We start from the raw sequence: 15200 nt of genomic DNA, 5'->3' as shown, positions 1-15200 counted from the left end.
GCCTCGGGACAGGGCCCCAGCAAGAGAAGGGATAGCGACGACACTCCCCACAAGTGGGTATCGGCGCTGCAGCGCGGCACCGGCCGGTCGCTAGGGCCCGCCGGCCCCGTCGGTGACGTCCAGCTGCGACTGCAGGCGGAACAGCTCGGCGTACCGACCGTCGACGCCCATGAGCTCGGCATGGGTGCCGTGCTCGACGACCTCCCCCTCGTGCAGCACGTAGATGCGGTCGGCGCCGCGCACCGTCGAGAAGCGGTGCGAGATGAACAGGGCGGTGCGGTCGCTGATTGCCTCACGGAGGTTCGCGAACAGGGCGTGCTCCGCTCGTGGGTCGAGCGCCGCGCTCGGCTCGTCCAGCACGACGAGAGGGGCCGCGCGATAGAACGAACGGGCGAGGGCCATCCGCTGCCACTGCCCGCCGGAGAGGTCGGTCCCGCCCGCGAAGAGCCGGGAGAGGACCGTGTCGAAGCCGTCCGGCAGCGAGTCCAGGAAACCGTCCGCGCCGGCGGCGGCCGCCGCCGCGCGGATCCGCCCTGCGTCGGCGGGTTGGTCGATCCGGCCGACCCGGATGTTCTCCGTGGCGGTCAGCGCGTAGGCGACGAAGTCCTGGAACACGACCGTCACGCGGCGCCGCAGCGCGGAGGGGCGGAAGTCGGCGGCGTCACGGTCGTCCCACAGGATGCGACCACCGTCCGGGGTGTACAGGCCGGCGAGGAGCTTGGCCAGCGTGGTCTTCCCGGAGCCGTTCTCCCCGACCAGCGCGACCACCTCGCCCGCGTGCAGCTCGATGTCGACCCCGCCCAGCGCCTCACGTTCGGAGCCGAGGTACCGGAAGCGGACCCCCTCGACGCGGAGGACCCCGAACCCGTCCGGAGGATCGACGCCCCGATCCTCGCCGACCGCCGTGCGTCCGAGGGTGAGGAACTGGTCCAGGTCCTCGAGGAAGAGCCCGGACTCGAAGATCGCCTGCACGCCGCCGAACAGCACCTGCACCTGGGTCGCGAGGAGCCGAACGGCGACGATCGCTGCGCCCGCCTCGGCCACGCCGATGTCACCGCGCTGGATGAGCAGCACGAGCGTGAGCAGCGTGGTGCCGAGGACGACGGCCGAGCCGAGCTGGCCCGCGAGGCTCCAGGCGGCACGTCGCAGGACGTGCCGCCGGAGGTCGACGAGGTAGTCGCCGTACAGTCGCTGGAACCGTTCGCCCAGCCAGGGCGCGAGACCGAACGCCCGGACCTCCTTGGCCTCGTCACGGCCGGTCTGGAGCATCGTGAAGTAGTTGCGCAGCCTGAGCGCGGGCGTCTGCCGGACCGCGAAGTCGAACTCCAGGCGGGACTCGTGCCGCGCGGTCAGCAGCAGCGGGAGCCCGGCCACCACCACCAGCGGCGCCAGCACCGGCGAGATCGCCACCAGGGTGACCCCGAGGCCCACCCCGGCCGCGACGGACGCCCCCATGGCGAGCAGGCCCTGCGTGACCTGGAACGGCCGTGCCACGGCATTGGCCTGGACCCGGCTGAGCCGGTTGTAGAACTCCGGCGACTCGAAGTGCCGCAGGTCCACGCCGGTGGCGACAGCCAGCACCTTGCTCCACATCGACCTCGCCACGGTCTCGCCGAGCAGGCGCTGCAGCTGCGTCTGCAGCGCGGCGGCGACCGCCGCCAGCGCCGAGAGCGCGGTGAGCCCCACGACCGGCCACAGGACGACCGCGGCGGCGGAGCCGTCCTGTACCTCGAGGATCGCGCCGAGCACCGCCCGGACGGCGACGACCTGACCCGCGAGGGCCGCCGCGGCCAGCAGTTGGAGAGCGACCAGGACCACGAGCAGGCGCCTGCTGGACGCCCAGACGAGGACGATGCAGGCACGAACGAGCCGGGACAGCCGCCCGAGCGACTTGCTGCCGCCCCGCGCGGCCACGCGCAGCGCGAGCGGATCGACCTGCCCCGCGTCGGTGGTCACGGTCGCGCCTCCTTCCCGTGCCCTCGAACTGGGTGGTCATTCAACCGTTTGCATCCGCCCTCCGAGGGGCATCGGCTAACTTGCCGGCGGTGGATGCCCCGCGACGAGGAGGCGGCATGCGACGATCGACCCTTCGGCGGGCCGTCGGCTCCGCGCTGGTCGATGCCACCAGCGGTCGCGTTCCGAGGCTGCCGGATGTCCCCACCGCCCCCGCGGAGCTCGTCACCGCCGCGCGGTTCCACCGGGTCGCACCACTGGTCGCCGCCTCGCTTCCCGACGGCCTCGGCGCCGTCTCCGAGCCGCTGCGCGACGACCGTCAGCAGGCGGCCTGGCACCACCTCCGGGTGCTCGCGACGCTCCCCCGCATCGCGAGGGCCCTGGCCGACGTCGAGTGGCTGACGTTCAAGGGTCCGGTGCTCTCCGAGACGCTCCACCCGGTTCCGGGGACCCGTTCCTACCGCGACCTCGACGTCCTGGTCGCTGCCGGCGATCTCCGGCGCTCCTGCGAGCGGCTCCTCGATGCCGGCTTCCGGGTGGTCGCGAGTCGCGACGACCTGCTCAACGGCGAGGTCACCGGGGAGATCGAGATGATCAACGAGCACGGCGTGCTCGTCGACCTGCACTGGTCCCTGGTGCTCTCCGCATCGCTGCGCCGCCGGTACCCGATCCCGACCGCGGAGCTGATCGGCCGCAGCGTCCCGGTGAGACTGGGCCAGTCCGAGGTTCGCACCTTCGACGCCACGGACACCCTGCTCCACCTGTGCCACCACGCCGCGCGCTCCGGCGCCGCGCGCCTGATCCACCTGGTCGACGTCGACCAGGCCGCGCGCCGCGTCATCGACTGGGACACGGTCACGCAGCGCGCCGGGTCGTGGGGAACCGCCCCCGAGGTGGCTCTGGTCCTCGGCCGCTGCCGGCGGACGCTCGACACGCCGGCGCCCGTCGGCCTCCGGCACGCACTCGGCCTGTCCGCCGCGTACGGTGCTCTGACGGCGTCCGTCGACCGCGCCTGGCCGATCCCCTCGGTGCGCCGCGATGCGTCGTGGCCACGGCTCGTCGCGCGCGCCGCCCACCCCGGCGCCGCCGCCACCCTCGCCGAGTCCGCCCGCAACGCCGTCCTCGGCGGCGTCAACCGGGCCCGCCTCCCCGAGCCGACGCAGGCACGCCGCGTCCCCGCCACCGCGGACGAGGTCGAGCGCTACCTGACGGCCGTCGAGGTCGGTGCGGCGGGCCGCCGGTGACCTCGACCGGCCCGAGCCGACCTCAGATGCGCACATCGGCCAGTCGTGTGCCCCTCAGCAGGTCGCGCGCGAGGTCGGGATCGAACGGCGGTCCCCACGGCACGACGGCCCGGTAGACCGGAACGGTCGCGGCGATCTCGCCGAGGTGCTGGAACGAGCGGCGCTGCACGGTGCTGTCGACCCACCCGAGGAGCCTCGGGAACCGGGCGAGCAGGAGCAGGGCGTCCCGCTCGTCGACCCTCGTGATCTCCGCGGCGGACCGCCGGCGCGACCGGTCGGGCTGGGGCACGACGAGCCCGGCGAGGGGCAGGCGCTCGACCCTGGAGGAAGGCGCGGAGACCGCCTCACGAGCGTCGGAGGTCACCCTGACCCGCACCGCGTCCTCGAACTGCGTGGCCAGCTCCGCCGCGGCGGCGCGCAGGCGGAGCTCCGTCGCCCCCAGGGCACATCTCGGGCGTGGGTCGGACAGATCGAGGGCGAGGACGTCGTCGGTGACCAGGGCAGCGCCGGCCGCGCACATCAGCGTCGCCAGCGTGGACTTCCCCATGCCGGAGGAGCCGACGAACCCGAGCGCGACGTCACCGACCTGCACCGCGCTGGCGTGCAGCACGGGGGTCCCCTTCATCGCCAGCACGAACGCGAGCAACGCGCCGGAGACCAGTACGGTGACGAGGTCCCGGTCCCCGCCCTCGACCGGGCGCACCGAGGCACGGGTGAGGCCGCGGTCCAGCGTCACGTCGCAGCAGCCGAAGAACCTGAGCAGGTAGCCGTCGGGCTCCTCGGTCGCGGCGTAGAACCGCCGGTCGACGCGCAGGTCGAGCAGCAGCCGTCCCGGCGGGGTCGCGTCGTCACGCCGCATCGGCTCGCCCATCGCGACCTCGAGGTCGATCGCCCCGCCGTCGCTCCGGCGGCGGTCCTGATGGAGCGGCACCTCCGACCGGATCGTCATCCCGTACAGGCGCACGACCTCAGTCATCGCCGACCACCTCCCGCACCGGGATCAGGGCGCGATACGGCACCGCACCGAAGTCGGGGTCGATCACCCGTCCGCCGACGACGAGCCACGCGTGCGCTCGTACCTCGCCACCGATCTTGGCGACGCCGATGTGGAGCACCGGCCCCAGCCGTCGGATCCGCTGGCCGCTCACCAGCGCCTGGCGCAGGCAGGTGCTCCCGAAGGGCGAGCGACGGAGCACGCGCTGCGTCATCCGCACCTGCATCGCGGCGCGGGGCGGCAGCGCGCCGATCGTCGGTCGCCCCGGCGCTGCCACCCGGTCGCCCAGCTTGAGGGAGACTCCGAGCAGTCGCGCGAGCCGTGGCAGCGTGGTCACCCGAAGACCGACCTCCACCACCGCGGCCACCACGACGACCGCCACCGCTGCTGGAACCTGCCTGGCGCGCCGGGCCACCAGCCGGAGCCTGTTCACAGCTCCGGCCCGCCCGCGGCCAGCCACGCCTGGTGCAGCAGCACACCAGCGGCCATCGTCGGCTGGTCCGACAGCCACACCGCCCGCAGGCGGTCGGCGTCGACCAACGCGTGGTCGACGCCGGTGCCGTCCCACTCCCGGGCGAACGCTCGGGTTCCCTCGCCGTTGTGGGCTCGTCCGAACGACGCCTTCGTGCCACGCGCGAGCAGCGCCGGGGGGAGGACGTCGGCGAAGAGCGCCGTCATCGTCGCGGTGCGCCCCCCGAATCCCCGTCGACCGCCCTCGCGGGCCAACGCCGCGACGAAGCCCGGATCGAGGAGCGGGTCGGATGCCCGGATGCCGTGCTCGGCCGCCGACGCCACCCGGTTGTGGGTCACCGTCGCGAACGCCCGCAGCCGGGTGTAGGACCACGCGCCCAGATCGGCGCGGAGCCGCTCCGCCGCGGTGTCGTCGGCGTAGAGCCGAGCGTGCCGCGCCAGGGCCTCCGGGCGCAGCCAGCGGCTCTGGTGGCTCTCGCTCACCGCGCGCTCGACGATTCGGCGTCGCACCGGTCGGGGCGACGCCGCCACCGCGGCGGCGGAGAGCAACCGTCGGTGTGGGCGACGCGATCGGCCGAGAGCGAGGAGCGGGTCGATCCGGCGGGGTCCCAGCACGGCGTCGCCTCCCTCGCCGGTCAGCAGCGACCCCGCGCCGATGCGCGTGTACACCGCTTCCGCGGCCTGCATCGCCGGCGGCCACAGCACCCCGTGCCTGCGCACGGCCGCACGGGCCGCGTCGCCGAGCAGCTCGGCCTCCCCGTTCCGGAACTCGAGCCTGACCCAGTCCGCCAGGCCGAGATGCTCGATCACCATCCGCTGCCACGACTCCTCGTCGGCCTCCGGCAGGTCCGGGTAGACCTTCGTCACGGGGATCGGGAGCGGCAGGTCCTCGCGGCGCGCCAGCGCGGTCGCGGCGGCCAGCACCGCGGAGGAGTCCCGGCCGCCGGAGAAGGTCACGAAGCACGGACCGTTCGTCAGCGCCGGACGGATCACGTCGTCGAGCGCCCGTCGCGGGCTGCTGCGGCTGCCCGGATGCGGCGCATCCGGTAGCGAGCCGTAGACCCAGCAGGCCGCGGCCTCCAGCGGCCCGGGGCGCACGAACGGATCCGGCGTCGACGACGGGGTCTCGCCGGGCGGCGAACCGGGGGGCCGGCGGGAGGGTGCCCGCCGCACCCCCCGGCTGTGTGCTGCCATCACTCGTCCTAGCTCAGGAACAGGTCGAGGAACCAGAAGATCTCGTCCTCGCTACCCCGGCCGATCTTGCCGAGCGTCAGGTCCCTGACCGAGCCGACCTCGACGAGCGTCGGCGCCTCGTAGTCCGCCTTCATCTGTTCACCTCCCCCCTTCAGGACCGATCACCGGTCGCCGCGTGCGACGGGTGGCGACTGTGCTGCTCGTCCTCGCGATCGAGCAGTCCGCGCTGGTCCAGCAGGTCGAGGAAGGCCGCGACGTCGCGCGCGGCGACCGATGCCGGGACGTCGAACGCCTCCACGAGGACCTGGGCCAGCGCTGGCGCCGTGGTCGGCTCGACGAGCCGCTTCAGGAGGAGGGTTCCGGCGGCGTTGGCGGTGAGGTAGGCCGATGACTGCAGGTCCAGGATGACCATCTCGCCATCGATCTCGCGCCACGTGACGTCATCGTCCCTGAGCCTCACAGGTCCCCCTAGCGATCCCCGCACAAGACCCACCGGACCGGACCGGAGCGTCCATGGGCAACTTAGGTCCTCGGCCGAGCGGCGTCGCCCCGGCCGGGGGCAGATACTCACATTGCGGTAGCCGGGTGCCGGTGGAACCGGCCTGCCGCCGGGTCAGGGATAGACCGGCCGATCGGTGGGTCTGTCCTGCGCCCCGTCGACGGCGAGGTGGGCGCCGTTGATGCCACTGGCACGCGGGCTCAGCAGGAAGCAGACGGCGTCGGCGACCTCCTCCGCAGTGACGAAACGTCCCCACGGCAGGTTGTCGGCCACGAACCGGTCGTGGGCGACCGGGTCCGCGGCGCGGGTCGACGCCCACCGCCCGACGTCGAACATCACCGACCCCGGGCTGAGCGCGTTGACCCGGATCCTCTCCCTCGCCAGCTCGACGGCGAGGGCGGGCGCGAGGTGGATCTCGGCCGCCTTCGCCGCGGCGTACGACGAGCTCGCCCGTGACTTCCAGCCGCTGATCGAGGCGATCACCACCGCCGCCCCCTGCCCGGATGCCGCCAGCCACGGCACCGCCGCCCGGATCGCGGTCGCCGCGTGGACCACGTTGATGCCGAACGTGTGCATCCAGTCCTCGGGCGTCGAGCTCTGCAGCCCTCCGCCCCTGGCCCCGCCCGCGTTGGCGACCAGGAGGTCCAGGCCGCCCTGAGCCTCCGCCGAGCCCTGGACGGCGTCCTCCAGCGCAGCGGAGTCCGTCACGTCCACCACCACCGGGCTCACGGCCAGACCCTCGCCAGCGAGGGTCTGCACCGCGTGGGTCAGCCCCTCACGCGAGCGGGCCCCGATCGTGACGACAGCACCCTCGGCCGCCAGAGCGCGCGCGATCGCCAGACCGATGCCGCGGCTCCCGCCGGTGACGAACGCCCGCTTGCCCGACAGCTCGAGATCCACGACCGCAGTATCGCCGCTGGGCGGCCGCTTCACACCCGTTTGCGCCCGCTGCGGGGCACCGCCCCCGAGCCGCGGACACGGTCCCCAATCTCAGGTAATCGGGAGACCGCGCCGTGGAGTTTCGGCGGCCGTCGACTGTGATGACGACAACGGCAACAGAGTCCGAGTGGCTGGAGGCCAAGGTGACCAGTGTGATCGTCGACCCGCAGTGCTCCGACGATGATCGGCGCGCCGGCCTCTACACCGGCGACATCTATGTCCACACGAACTCCGCGGCGATCGACGCGTTCGTCTCGTTCACCCGCGGCATGATCGAGGACGCCTTCGGCGGCCTCGACCCGGAGACGGCCCAGTACGAGATGGATGTGGCCGACTACGCCACCGTGCTGGGGGCCCTCAAGCCCGCGTTCATCCACCACCCCGAGTCGAAGACGCACCTGCGGGAGATCCTGGTCGAGCAGGGCTGCGACCCCGAGCTGACCTACTTCGACGTGCCGAGGCTGCGCACTTCGACATCCGACAGCTACCTGACGACCGGCATCGCGTACGCCTTCCACCCGCACCGCGACACGTGGTACTCGGCGCCGATGATGCAGGTGAACTGGTGGCTCCCGATCTACGACGTGACGCCCGACAACGTCGTCGCCTTCCACCCGCAGTACTTCGACCGGGGCATCGCGAACGGCAGCGCGCGGTACAACTACTACGCCTGGAACCGCGACAGCCGAGCGATCGCCGCATCGCAGATCGGCGTGGACACGCGTGACCAGCCCAAGCCGGAGGAGCCGGTCGACCTGGACCCGCAGATCCGACCGGTGCCGCCCGTCGGCGGGGTGATGGTCTTCTCCGGCGCGCAGTTGCACTCCTCCGTCCCGAACACCTCGGGTCGGACCCGGATCAGCGTCGACTTCCGCGTCGTGCACCGGGCCGACGTGGAGACGGGCCGCGGCGCGGTCAACGTCGACTCCCACTGCACGGGGACCACGATGCGCGACTACCTGCGGGTCTCGGACCTGGAGCGCCTGCCCGCCGACGTCATCGCACCGTACGACGTGGGTGTGCCGGACGAACTGCTGGCGCACGCGATCTACGGCGGCTGAGAGTCGGATCACGGTGGGGCGCCACGCGCCCCGGACGAAAGGTGCAGTGGATGCGTGTTCTGGTTGCAGGCGACCGCGGCTACATCGGCGCCGTCCTGGTGCCGATGCTGCTGGAGGCCGGCCACGAGGTGGTCGGACTCGATGCCGGCTGGTACGACGGATGCGACTTCGGCCCCCAGCCGACCGGCTACGAGTCGCGCACCGGGGACATCCGCGACCAGACCGGCGCGGACCTCGCGGGCTTCGACGCGGTGATCAACCTCGCGGCGATCTCCAACGACCCGGTGGGCCACCTGAACGCCGATGCGACGTTCTCGGTCAACGCCTTCGGCGCGGCGCACCTGGCCGAGGCTGCCCGCGACGCCGGCGTGCCGCGCTACCTCTTCTCCTCCTCCTGCTCGCTGTACGGCGCCGCCGGTGACGACGCCGTGACCGAGGAGAGCCCGTTCAACCCGGTGACGCCCTACGGCGCCAGCAAGGTGATGGCCGAGGAGCTGATCAGCAAGCTCGCCGACGACGCGTTCAGCCCGACGTACCTGCGCAACGCGACCGCCTACGGCGCCAGCCCGCGGCTGCGGGCCGACATCGTGGTCAACAACCTCACCGGCACCGCGTTGACCCGGGGCGAGGTGCGCCTGCAGAGCGACGGCTCGCCCTGGCGCCCGCTGGTCCATGCCGAGGACATCAGCCGCGCGTTCCTCGCCATGCTGGCCGCCGACCGGTCGGTGGTCCACGACCAGGCGTTCAACGTGGGACGCGACGAGGACGTCGTGCAGATCCGAACGATCGCCGAGGCCGTCGCCGAGAAGACCGGAGCACCGGTCACCTTCGCGGCGGGCGCCTCCGCGGACAAGCGCGACTACCGCGTCGACTTCGGCAAGATCGGCCGACTGCTGCCGGCGTTCCGCCCGCAGTGGACCGTGCCGGACGGCATCGACCAGCTCGCGCAGCAGATGCAGCAGTACGGGCTCACCAGCGAGCAGTTCGAGCGGACCTTCGTGCGCCTCGAGCGCATCAACGCCCTCAAGGACGGCGGAGCCCTCGACGAGATGCTGCACCGCATCTGAGCCGGGGCGCCCGGACGGCGTTCGGCGCGTCGCTCAGCGGACGGCGTACGGATCGATCGGCACGCCCTCGACCTCGTCGCGCACGATCCGGAGGTGCGCCCCGCTGATCCCGACCAGGAGGTAGGCCAGCGAGGTCGCGGTGAGGAAGGCGGCGAAGTCGAAGGTCGCGTAGGCCGGGAACACCGGGACGATCGCCGCCACCAGCGCCAGCGCCAGGTCCCGGTCCCACTCGGCCGTCGGAAGCGACGCGGCATGGGTCCGCGCCAGCGACCGGACCCGCCACGCGGCATAGACCGCCGCCACCAGGATCCCCAGGAAGGTCACCAACCCGAGGATGCCGGTCTCGACGAGCGCACCGAGGTACTGGTTGTCGAAGACCTCGTGCTTCGGCGCGTACCACGTCCCGATGCCTCGGCCGAGCCACGGGTGCTGGGCGATCAGCTCGCGAGCGGTCGCGTAGTCGTGGGTGCGCCAGGAGATGCTGGTGTCGTTGCCCGCGTTCCGGAAGAGACCGACGAAGGTGCCCAGCAGGCCGGGTGCGACGAGCTTCATCGCCACGAGGAGCGCGACACCGACGCCGATCATCAGCTTGCGACGGTGCGCCGGCCATCCGATGACCAGGACGATGGCCGCGCTCGCGAAGGCGACGATGCCCGACCTCGACACCGCGAAGAGCACGCCCGTCCCGATCACACCGACGCACGCCCACCAGAACCGGGGGGAGCGTCCCGCGGACGCACTCCGGAACGCCAGGTGCACCGCGAGGGGCAGCATCATCGCGCTGAAGACCGCGTACTCGATCGGATGGGTGGTGGTCGCCCCGACGCGGCGCAGCCCGGCGCGGCTGCTCACGGCCGAGTAGTCGTTGGAGAAGTACGTTCCCGGCAGCTGCATGTGGGCCGTGAGGTCGAACCCGACGAGGAACTGCAGGATGCCGACGATCCCGACGAGTGCGGCGCAGACGACCATGACGCGCAGCAGGAAGTACACCCGCTCGCGCGTCCGGATCCCGTCGCACGCGGCGAGCGCCACGAAGATCAGCGAGAACACGATCACGATCGCGTGGTCGCTGTTGTCACGCTCGTCGGCCGCGAGGTACCCGAAGCTGGCGCTGCCGTAGGACGCGACGAGCGCGATGGCGTAGCAGAACAGCATCGTCCGAACGGGGTTGCGCCCCTTGGCGGCACCGAGCGTCGTGGTCATCTGGGCGCAGAGCCAGAGCAGCCCGATGGACAATGCGAGCAACGACGCCGGCGACAGCGAGACCGGGAGCATCCCGAGGACCAGCTTCGAGGGCAGCAGGAACTGCAGCGCCACGAAGATGGCGAGGATGGTCGCCATGTCCGCCGTGCGTCCCCCGGCGATCACGCCCGCGCGCGTCGCCGGTGGCCGCGCGGGGTTCCGCAGCCTCATGTGGAGCCCCGGTGCCGAGGAGCATCGTCGGGTGGCAGCGGGCTCCCCGACGAGACGCCCGCGCCCGCCCGCACCGGGTCGTCCGCCTCGGCCGGCGGCTCGACGCCCGCTCCGCTCGGCGCGGGCCCGCGTCGGTTCCGGCGCCTGCTCCGCCACTCGAAGAAGCTGTCGGCCCCGTACACCGCGGCCAGCGTCAGGAAGGCAGCGAGCGCGAGCGACGCCGCGGCGGCTCTCCGCGAGCTGCCGATCAGCGGTTGCGCGGGCGTCGCCGAGACGACTCGCTCGATCCCGATGTGTGTCGACCGCGGAGCCTTCAGCTCCCGCTGCCGGCGCGCGAGGTCGTCCGCGACCCGATCGGCGACCCGCTCCGCCATCTCTTGGGCGAGGCCCGGCGTCGGCCCCGTCGCCGAGATGAAGACGAAGGGCCCCGTCTGGAGGAGCTCGGGGTTGGACGTCCCGTTGTTCACCACGTAGTCGAGGGAGCCGCCGGGCCGTACGCCGAGGGCCGCGGCCGTCTGGGGGTTCTGCATCTCCTGGATCAGCAGCGTCGCCGTGAGGTTGAGGCTGGAGGAGAAGCTCAGCAGCGGGTTGGTGTAGCTGACCCGCGACCGATCGTCCACCGAGCCGGACTGGGTGCCGCCCTCGACGGGCGTGGTCAGCACCAGCACGCTGTTCGACTGGAAGACGGTCGGGGAAGCCCCATAGGCGAGCGTCGACAGGAGCAGCGTCCCGAGGAAGACCGGCAGGGCGATGTACCACCGGCGGAAGACCACCAGCACGGTCTGCCAGAAATCCATCACCTTCTCCGTTCAGCTGATCGCCGCGCAGCGGGATCGGATGCGGCGGCTTCCTGGGACGGCCGGCACCGGAACCGCCGGCGTGACCGGGTCCACGCGGCGGGCGGCGGGCGTGCGCCCGCGGTCCCGCGACGGGACGAGATCACCCACCGCGGGCTCGCACCGCGGTCGGCCGGTCCTCGGCCCGGCCGCCCTCGCCCGGCTCATCCCGGACCGCGCCATCGCCATCGCGGTCGCCGAGCCCACCGACCGGGACGGCCTCCGTTCGATCGGCATCGTCGTCATCGGTCCCCGGGCGTATGCGCCGCCGCAGGGCGATCAGCCGCTGGGTCACGTAGACACCGCCCAGGCCCATCACCAGGCCGGCGAGGAACGCGAAGACGACCCTGCGGATCGTCCTCGAGCGGTCCGCCTCGGGCTCGCTCGGCGGCACTACCTCGGCCAGGGTGACGAACGTGCGCTCGGGTGCCTTGAGCTTGGACTGCCACTCACGGAGGTTCGACATCATCATCTCCTCCGCCCGACGCAGCAGTGCTTCCACCTCCTCCGGCGAGGAGCCGGTCGCTGACAGCGAGACGAAGGGACCGTTCACCCCGAGCAGCTGGGGATCCGCGCTCCCGTCACCGATCACCAACGTGGTGCCGCCCTCGACGCCGAGGGCGTCGAAGACCTCCGGCGTGTTCATCGCCCTGATCAGGATCGCCGCCGCCGTACGCAGGCTGTCCGCGAAGTTCAGCATGGGGTTGGTGAGGTTCGCCGGGATGCCGGGGTCGTCGTACTCGGTGCTGCCGTACTCGGTGGTGGCCATCACCAGGGTGGCGCTCGAGACGTAGCGGGGCGGAGTCGCGACGTAGGCGAGCGCCGCCAGGGTCGACGCCACCACCAGCGCCGGGATCAGGACCGATGGCCGGCGCACGAGAGCGATCATCCTGTGCCAGAAGTCCACGCCCTGCCCCCGATCGCCATTCCCGTTGCGCGCCAGTCTCCAAGAGGTTTCGGCCGATTCGGCCCACCCCCCGTTGCCCGATCACCCATTTCGGGGATGGCGTGGACGACCTGCCTGCGGGGACTGTCGAGCACGGGGTCGAATCGGGAACGGGCTGGGGCCGGATCAGGCGCCGCGCCGACGACACCTGGCTAGAGTCCTGGCGGGGGCCAGGGCGGCAGCCAGGCGCGGTCGCACGCGACGGGAGGAGAACCGTGTGAACGACCAGCAAGCTCCTGGGGCTCCGACGGAGCCACTGACCTCGGCGGACGTCTCGATCGTCACCGTGAGCTATCGCGGCGACCTGGCGATCGCGCAGGAGCTCTGCCGCAGCGTGGACGCACACCTGCCCGACGGCGCCGAGCACGTGCTCGTCGTCCCGCGGTCGGACCTCGCCCTGTTCGAGCCCCTTGCGGGGCCGTCGCGTCGCGTCATCGCGGTCGAGTCCGTGCTCCCCCGCGGCTACCGGAAGATCCCCGCCCCGCGACGGATCACGATCGGGCGGTTCAGCCGCCAGGTGCGGGAGATCTGGGTGACACCGCGTGGCGTCGCCCGCGGATGGATCATCCAGCAGATCGTCAAGCTGTCCGCGGATGCCATCACCGACCGCGAGATCGTCGTCTTCGCCGACAGCGACATCGTCCTGGTGGCTCCCCTGACGCTCGAGCACCTCGCACGCGCGGGCTCGGTCCGCCTCTACCGCGTCGCCGGCGCCACCGCGGACCTGCCGAGCCACATCCGATGGCACGACGTCAGCGCGAGGCTCCTGGGGCTGAGCGTCAGCGGGTACACGGGCGCCGACTACATCGGCAACCTGATCACGTGGCGCCGTTCCAACGTGCTCCGCCTGCAGCGCCGTCTCGCGGAGGTGGCTGGCCGCCGGTGGGACCGGGTGATCGCGCGTCAGCAGCGGTTCTCCGAGTACATCCTCTACGGCATCTTCGCCGACCTGGTGCTCGGCGACGACGAGTCCGGCCATTGCCGCACGGCCGACGACCTGGTGCATGCCGGGTGGTTCTACGACCTGACGACCAGCGACGGCGTCGAGGGGTTCCTCGACGGCTTCACACCCGGCCAGGTCGGGGTGGCGATCCAGTCGACGGAGCGGTTCACCCTGGCCGAGCGCCGGGCGATGATAGACCGGATCGCGGACGGCACTCCCGGGTCGACCGGAGCCGACGGCTGACGCCGGACCGCACGACACAGTCCCTCGGCTCCGGGTCGGGGCTCAGCTCAGAGGTGTGGCCATCGCCGCCTGGACGTCGGCGGCCGACAGCGCCCGGTCGTAGACCCGCGCCTCGTCGATCAGGCCCTGGAAGTACTCGCCGTAGGGGCTGTTGCCGCCGATGGAGAGGGGATTCGACGTGCTCTGCACGGCGCCGCCCTTCGGCGACGACGCGGCGAGCTGACCGTTCACGTACAACCGGAGCTCGGCCCCGTCATAGGTCAACGCCACGTGGGTCCACTGCCCGACCGGGCTCGCCGTCGTACCGGTGACGAAGGCCGCGCCGCCGCCGATCGTTCCGCCGCCGGAGGGCCGCAGCGCCCCCGTCGAGTTGCTGGCGTTGAGGAAGTAGGCATCCGTCTCGCGCTGCATGATGGTGCGCCACCCGCTCTGCGACGCCGTCGGCTCGATCCACGCCATCAACGTCATCGCCGAGGACAGGTCCAACGATGCCGACGCCGGCACGCTCACCCGACCGCTCGCACCATCGAACGACAGGGCACCGCCGTACTTGCCAGACACCCACGAGGTCCCGCCCAGGACCGCGCCGTCGTTCCCGTTGCCCGACAGGTCCGCGACCGTCGATCCGGAAGCCTCGTCAAACGACCAGCCCGCGACGAGCCCTGGCGGCCCCGTCGGCGCGGGCGGCGTCGACGCCGACGCCACCGCCGAGTAGTCGCTGGCGTTGCCTGCCGCGTCGACCGCCATCACCCGATAGCTGTAGCTCGCATCCGGGACGACGTCGCCGTCGGCGTAGGAGGTCGCGGTCGGCGTGGCGACCGGGTCGAACGTCGCGCAGGCCGTCCCCTGGCAGCGCTCGACCACGTAGGAGTCGACGCCCACGTCGTCGGTGGACGCCGTCCACGCCACGTTCAGCAAGGTGCTGGAGCCGACCGTCACGGTGAGGCCGCTCGGTGCCGTCGGCGGGGTCGTGTCGGGCAGGCCGGCGGTCGTCGCGGCCACGACGTTCGTGTAGGGGCTGAGGTTCCCCGCCGCGTCCTCGGCCCGCACCCGGTAGCGGTACACGGTCGACGGCTGGGTGGCCGAGTCGGTGTACGCCGTCGTCGACGGCTGCCCGATCTCGGCATAGTCGGTGCACCCGGAGCCCGTGCACCGCTCGACCCGGTACCCGGCGACGCCCACGTCGTCCGTCGACGGGTCCCACGTCAGGTCGATGGGGCCGCTCGGCGTGGCCACGGCGCTCAGCGCCGCCGGCGCGGTCGGCGCCGCCACGTCCGGCGCGGCGGGCGTGGTCGCGCTCGCGACGTTCGAGTAGTCACCCACGTTCCCCGCGGCGTCGACCGCCCGGACCCGGTACCGGTACACGGTGTCAGCACTCAACCCGGCATCGCCGAAGC

The 15200-nt window shown here is 72.3% G+C and carries 15 protein-coding genes; 4 read left to right on the top strand and 11 right to left on the bottom strand.

Going from position 1 to position 15200, the window contains the following annotated elements:
- Positions 1 to 90 precede the first annotated feature (90 nt).
- The gene (locus ABLM29_RS15200; RefSeq protein ID WP_349714981.1) at positions 91 to 1956 is read right to left on the bottom strand and encodes an ABC transporter ATP-binding protein; all 1866 of its coding nucleotides are present in this window, start codon (positions 1954 to 1956) and stop codon (positions 91 to 93) included.
- A gap of 116 nt (positions 1957 to 2072) precedes the next feature.
- Here ABLM29_RS15200 and ABLM29_RS15195 point away from each other — a divergent pair, with 116 nt between their 5' ends.
- Positions 2073 to 3197, top strand: a complete 1125-nt coding sequence (locus ABLM29_RS15195; RefSeq protein ID WP_349714980.1) for a nucleotidyltransferase domain-containing protein — start codon at positions 2073 to 2075, stop codon at positions 3195 to 3197.
- A gap of 22 nt (positions 3198 to 3219) precedes the next feature.
- Here the strand turns inward: ABLM29_RS15195 and ABLM29_RS15190 are convergent, their stop codons facing one another.
- The 6 genes from ABLM29_RS15190 to ABLM29_RS15165 form a co-directional block, all read right to left on the bottom strand.
- Entirely contained in the window at positions 3220 to 4173 is a 954-nt protein-coding gene (locus ABLM29_RS15190) for a hypothetical protein (protein ID WP_349714979.1), read from the bottom strand.
- Positions 4166 to 4573, bottom strand: coding sequence for a lasso peptide biosynthesis B2 protein (locus ABLM29_RS15185; RefSeq protein WP_349714977.1), 408 nt, complete (start codon positions 4571 to 4573; stop codon positions 4166 to 4168). Before ABLM29_RS15185 ends, ABLM29_RS15190 begins: the two co-directional genes overlap by 8 nt.
- A 47-nt stretch (positions 4574 to 4620) precedes the next feature.
- Positions 4621 to 5760: an asparagine synthase-related protein gene (locus tag ABLM29_RS15180; protein WP_349714976.1), complete on the bottom strand. Its 1140-nt coding sequence runs from the start codon at positions 5758 to 5760 to the stop codon at positions 4621 to 4623.
- 104 nt (positions 5761 to 5864) lie between these two features.
- Complete coding sequence (locus ABLM29_RS15175) at positions 5865 to 5990, bottom strand: lasso RiPP family leader peptide-containing protein (RefSeq protein WP_349714975.1); 126 nt, start codon at positions 5988 to 5990, stop codon at positions 5865 to 5867.
- Positions 5991 to 6007: 17 nt separating this feature from the next.
- The gene (locus tag ABLM29_RS15170; RefSeq protein WP_349714974.1) at positions 6008 to 6316 is read right to left on the bottom strand and encodes a PqqD family protein; all 309 of its coding nucleotides are present in this window, start codon (positions 6314 to 6316) and stop codon (positions 6008 to 6010) included.
- A gap of 153 nt (positions 6317 to 6469) precedes the next feature.
- Entirely contained in the window at positions 6470 to 7255 is a 786-nt protein-coding gene (locus ABLM29_RS15165) for an SDR family NAD(P)-dependent oxidoreductase (protein WP_349714973.1), read from the bottom strand.
- Between the two features lie 182 nt (positions 7256 to 7437).
- Here ABLM29_RS15165 and ABLM29_RS15160 point away from each other — a divergent pair, with 182 nt between their 5' ends.
- Positions 7438 to 8355 carry a phytanoyl-CoA dioxygenase family protein gene (locus tag ABLM29_RS15160; RefSeq protein ID WP_349714972.1) on the top strand — a complete coding sequence of 306 codons (918 nt, stop codon included), beginning with the start codon at positions 7438 to 7440 and terminating at the stop codon, positions 8353 to 8355.
- A 50-nt stretch (positions 8356 to 8405) separates the two neighbouring features.
- Positions 8406 to 9422 carry an NAD-dependent epimerase/dehydratase family protein gene (locus ABLM29_RS15155; RefSeq protein WP_349714971.1) on the top strand — a complete coding sequence of 339 codons (1017 nt, stop codon included), beginning with the start codon at positions 8406 to 8408 and terminating at the stop codon, positions 9420 to 9422.
- A 33-nt stretch (positions 9423 to 9455) separates the two neighbouring features.
- Here ABLM29_RS15155 and ABLM29_RS15150 read toward each other — a convergent pair whose 3' ends face one another.
- The 3 genes from ABLM29_RS15150 to ABLM29_RS15140 all read right to left on the bottom strand — a co-directional run bounded on the left by ABLM29_RS15150 (position 9456) and on the right by ABLM29_RS15140 (position 12548).
- The gene (locus ABLM29_RS15150) at positions 9456 to 10835 is read right to left on the bottom strand and encodes an O-antigen ligase family protein (protein WP_349714969.1); all 1380 of its coding nucleotides are present in this window, start codon (positions 10833 to 10835) and stop codon (positions 9456 to 9458) included.
- A complete protein-coding gene (locus ABLM29_RS15145; protein WP_349714968.1) occupies positions 10832 to 11632 on the bottom strand; it encodes a GumC domain-containing protein in 801 nt (266 codons plus the stop codon). Before ABLM29_RS15145 ends, ABLM29_RS15150 begins: the two co-directional genes overlap by 4 nt.
- Positions 11633 to 11774: 142 nt before the next feature.
- Positions 11775 to 12548 carry a hypothetical protein gene (locus ABLM29_RS15140; protein WP_349714967.1) on the bottom strand — a complete coding sequence of 258 codons (774 nt, stop codon included), beginning with the start codon at positions 12546 to 12548 and terminating at the stop codon, positions 11775 to 11777.
- A 286-nt stretch (positions 12549 to 12834) separates the two neighbouring features.
- On the opposite strand from ABLM29_RS15140, the gene ABLM29_RS15135 reads away from it, so the two are divergent.
- Positions 12835 to 13803: a DUF6492 family protein gene (locus ABLM29_RS15135; protein ID WP_349714966.1), complete on the top strand. Its 969-nt coding sequence runs from the start codon at positions 12835 to 12837 to the stop codon at positions 13801 to 13803.
- 42 nt (positions 13804 to 13845) lie between these two features.
- On the opposite strand, the gene ABLM29_RS15130 is transcribed toward ABLM29_RS15135, so the two are convergent.
- Positions 13846 to 15200 (bottom strand): LamG-like jellyroll fold domain-containing protein (locus ABLM29_RS15130; protein WP_349714965.1); only part of this gene is annotated, 1355 nt, incomplete at its 5' end.

It is taken from the genome of Nocardioides sp. YIM 152588 (assembly GCF_040191335.1).
Taxonomy (GTDB): domain Bacteria; phylum Actinomycetota; class Actinomycetes; order Propionibacteriales; family Nocardioidaceae; genus Nocardioides.
Note: the sequence above shows the minus strand (reverse complement) of the source record. Positions and strands in the feature narration are given on the sequence as shown.

Bases quoted from the DNA above. Each gene is read 5' to 3' on its own strand.
- ABLM29_RS15150 (WP_349714969.1), bottom strand. From the start codon at position 10,835: ATGAGGCTGCGGAACCCCGCGCGGCCACCGGCGACGCGCGCGGGCGTG.
- ABLM29_RS15155 (WP_349714971.1), top strand. From the start codon at position 8,406: ATGCGTGTTCTGGTTGCAGGCGACCGCGGCTACATCGGCGCCGTCCTG.
- ABLM29_RS15145 (WP_349714968.1), bottom strand. From the start codon at position 11,632: ATGGATTTCTGGCAGACCGTGCTGGTGGTCTTCCGCCGGTGGTACATC.
- ABLM29_RS15175 (WP_349714975.1), bottom strand. From the start codon at position 5,990: ATGAAGGCGGACTACGAGGCGCCGACGCTCGTCGAGGTCGGCTCGGTC.
- ABLM29_RS15190 (WP_349714979.1), bottom strand. From the start codon at position 4,173: ATGACTGAGGTCGTGCGCCTGTACGGGATGACGATCCGGTCGGAGGTG.
- ABLM29_RS15195 (WP_349714980.1), top strand. From the start codon at position 2,073: ATGCGACGATCGACCCTTCGGCGGGCCGTCGGCTCCGCGCTGGTCGAT.